Consider the following 234-nt stretch of genomic DNA (forward strand, 5'->3'; position numbering starts at 1 on the left):
TTTGGTGCCCAGGGTGTGCCATCCGGGGCTTCGCCCGCAATGAACCGCTGTTTGGTAGACTCAAGGAGCAACTCGCCCAAATCATCCATCACCAACGTCATATCTTCCATCGCCGCCGCCAGCGCGTCCAGCGTGGCCGAGACTTCGTCGTCCGTGATCGCAATGGTGATCGTGGTCATCTGGAACCCTCTTCATTTCGCGCCGCCGCAGCATTATATTGACGATGAAAGCCGG

At 58.1% G+C, this 234-nt stretch carries 1 protein-coding gene; it reads right to left on the reverse strand.

The features are described 5' to 3' along the window. Window positions 1-179 (reverse strand): phage virion morphogenesis protein (locus RMT89_RS46470; protein WP_399499146.1); only part of this gene is annotated, 179 nt, incomplete at its 3' end. Window positions 180-234 lie beyond the last annotated feature (55 nt).

It is taken from the genome of Streptomyces sp. P17, from assembly GCF_032436805.1.
Lineage (GTDB): Bacteria > Actinomycetota > Actinomycetes > Streptomycetales > Streptomycetaceae > Streptomyces.